The following is a 2,478-nucleotide window of genomic DNA, read 5'->3' as shown; positions in this document are numbered from 1 at the left end:
CCGCGCCGGGGCGCAAGCTGCTCGTCGTCACGGGCCGCACGGCGGCCGAGGTCGACGATGCGGTCGCGACGCTCGTGCTGGGCCGCGTCGCGCTGTCGGGGCCGGCGGCGACGGTCGCGCACGTCGATCTCGGCGCGCCGCGCAAGCCGTACGATGCGCCGCGCTGGCTGCCGGTGAACCGGCCGATCACGTTCCGCGAACTCGTATCCGATACGCGCGACCTGGAAGTGCGAGGCACGGCGCCCGATGCCATCCGCCTGAACCTGCGCGTGCCGTCCGATCTGCATTCGTGGAACGGCGCGGGCGTGCCGATCATCCTGCGCTACCGCTACACGGCGCCGACGGTGCAGGACAACTCGACGCTCGCCGTCGAGATCAACGACCAGCTCGTGAAGTCGTACCGGCTCGGGCCGGCCCATGCCGAGGACGCGCACGGCCGCATGCAGCTGCCGCTGCTGTCGGTGCCGGAAGGGCGCGTGACGAGCGACGTCGACATCCCGGCGTTCCGGGTCGGCAGCGGCAACCAGCTGCAGTTCCGCTTCACGCTCGACACGCAGAAGACGGGCCTGTGCTCGAGCACGGCGACCGAGCCGCAGCGGGCGGCGATCGATCCCGACTCGACGATCGACTTCTCGCACTTCGTCCATTACGCGCAATTGCCGAACCTCGCGTTCTTTGCGAACAGCGGCTTCCCGTTCACGCGCTTCGCCGATTTGTCGCAGACGGCCGTCGTGATGCCCGACCGGCCGTCGCCGCAGGAACTCGAGGCCTACCTGACGATGCTCGGCCACATGGGCGAATGGACCGGCTTCCCGGCGCTGCGCGTGCAGGTCGCGCGGCCCGGCGACGTCGCTGCGCTGTCGGGCAGCAAGGATCTGCTCGTGATCGATGGCTCGCCCGCGTCGCCGCTGCTCGCGCACTGGCGTTCGGCGCTGCCGCTCGTGATCGGCGAACAGGGCAGCGCGGGGGGCGAAGGCGCCGCGCGGGTCGCGTTCTCGGTGAAGGAGCGCTGGCGCAACGGCGTCGGCCTGGCCGAAGGCGGCGCGCATATCGAACAGACGGGCTCGCTCGCGGCGCTCGCCGGGTTCGAGCTGCCGGGCAGCCGGGGGCGCAGCGTCGTCGCGCTCACGGCGACCGACCAGCCGCGCCTCGGCGATCTGCTCGACGTGTTCGAGAACGCCGGGCTCGTGTCGCAGCTGCAGGGCGACCTTGCACTGGTGCGGCCGGGGCAGGTCGACAGCCTGCGCGTCGGCGACCCTTACGTGGTCGGCTTCGTGCCGTGGTATGCGCGCGTATGGACGCAAGCGGCGCGGCATCCGGTCGTGCTCGGCGCGGTCGGCGTCGTCGCGGGGCTGCTGCTCGCGCTCGGCGTGTTCAGCGTGCTGCAGAGAATCGCCGCGCGCCGACGGGGGATGTAACGGATGGCGCGGGCAATGGCGAAGCGACGGGCAACGCAGCCGGCGCGGCGTGTCGGCGCGACACTCGCGCTGGCGGTTGCGGTGACGTGCGCGGCGGCCGGGATGGCCACGCGTGCGCAGGCCGCGGGAACCGGTGCGACCGACGCGGCGGATGCGGCCAACGCGGGATGCGGCGCGGCGTGGCCGCGCTGGGACGCGTTCAAGCGCGATTTCATCTCGGCCGACGGCCGCGTGATCGACGTCGGCTCGGCCGATTCACGCACGGTGTCGGAGGGGCAGGCGTATGGACTTTTCTTCGCGCTGGTCGCGAACGACCGGCGCATGTTCGACACGATCCTCGCATGGACCGAGAACAATCTCGCGCAGGGCGACCTGAGCGCGCATCTGCCGGCGTGGCTGTGGGGCCGCGCGCCCGACGGCGCGTGGCGCGTGCTCGACGCGAACGCGGCGTCGGACGCCGACCTGTGGATCGCGTATGCGCTCGTCGAGGCCGGGCGGCTGTGGCACGAGCGCAGCTACACGGCGCGCGGCACGCTGCTCGCGAAGCGCGTGCTCGACGACGAGACGGCGAGCGTGCCGGGCCTCGGCCTCACGCTGCTGCCGGGGCCGACCGGGTTCAAGCTGGCCGACGGCCAGTGGCGCGTGAACCCGAGCTATTCGCCGCCGCAGGTGATCCGCGCGCTCGGCGCGCGGCTGCCCGACGACCGGCGCTGGGCCGCGCTCGTCTCCAGCACCGGGCGCGTGCTGCTCGACACCGCACCGAAAGGCTTTTCGCCCGACTGGGCGCTGTATCGCGCGGGCACGGGTTTCGGGCCCGATCGGGAGACGCATGCGGAGAGCGCGTACAACGCGATCCGCGTCTATCTGTGGGCCGGCATGCTCGACCGCGCCGATCCGCTCGCCGCGCCGTTGCTCGCGCGCTTTGCGCCGTTCGCCGACCACATCGCCGCGCATGGCGCGCCGCCGGAGAAGGTCGACACGACGACGGGCATCGCGGGACCGAACGACGGCAACGGCGGGTTCTCGGCGGCGGCCGTGCCGTTCCTCGACGCGCGCGGCC

Annotated in this window: 2 protein-coding genes; both read left to right on the top strand. The window is 72.6% G+C overall.

The window, feature by feature from the left end; genetic code table 11:
• Positions 1-1,418 (top strand): cellulose biosynthesis cyclic di-GMP-binding regulatory protein BcsB (locus tag G3N61_RS38740; RefSeq protein ID WP_205825080.1); only part of this gene is annotated, 1,418 nt, incomplete at its 5' end.
• A gap of 3 nt (positions 1,419-1,421) precedes the next feature.
• The coding region (gene bcsZ / locus G3N61_RS38735) for a cellulose synthase complex periplasmic endoglucanase BcsZ (RefSeq protein WP_205825079.1) at positions 1,422-2,478 on the top strand (1,057 nt) is incomplete at its 3' end.

The organism is Burkholderia sp. Ac-20349 (genome assembly GCF_017104865.1).
Classification (GTDB): Bacteria; Pseudomonadota; Gammaproteobacteria; order Burkholderiales; family Burkholderiaceae; genus Burkholderia; species Burkholderia aenigmatica.
The sequence above is the reverse complement of the archived record's forward strand: the minus strand, read 5'-3'. Positions and strand labels throughout refer to the sequence as shown.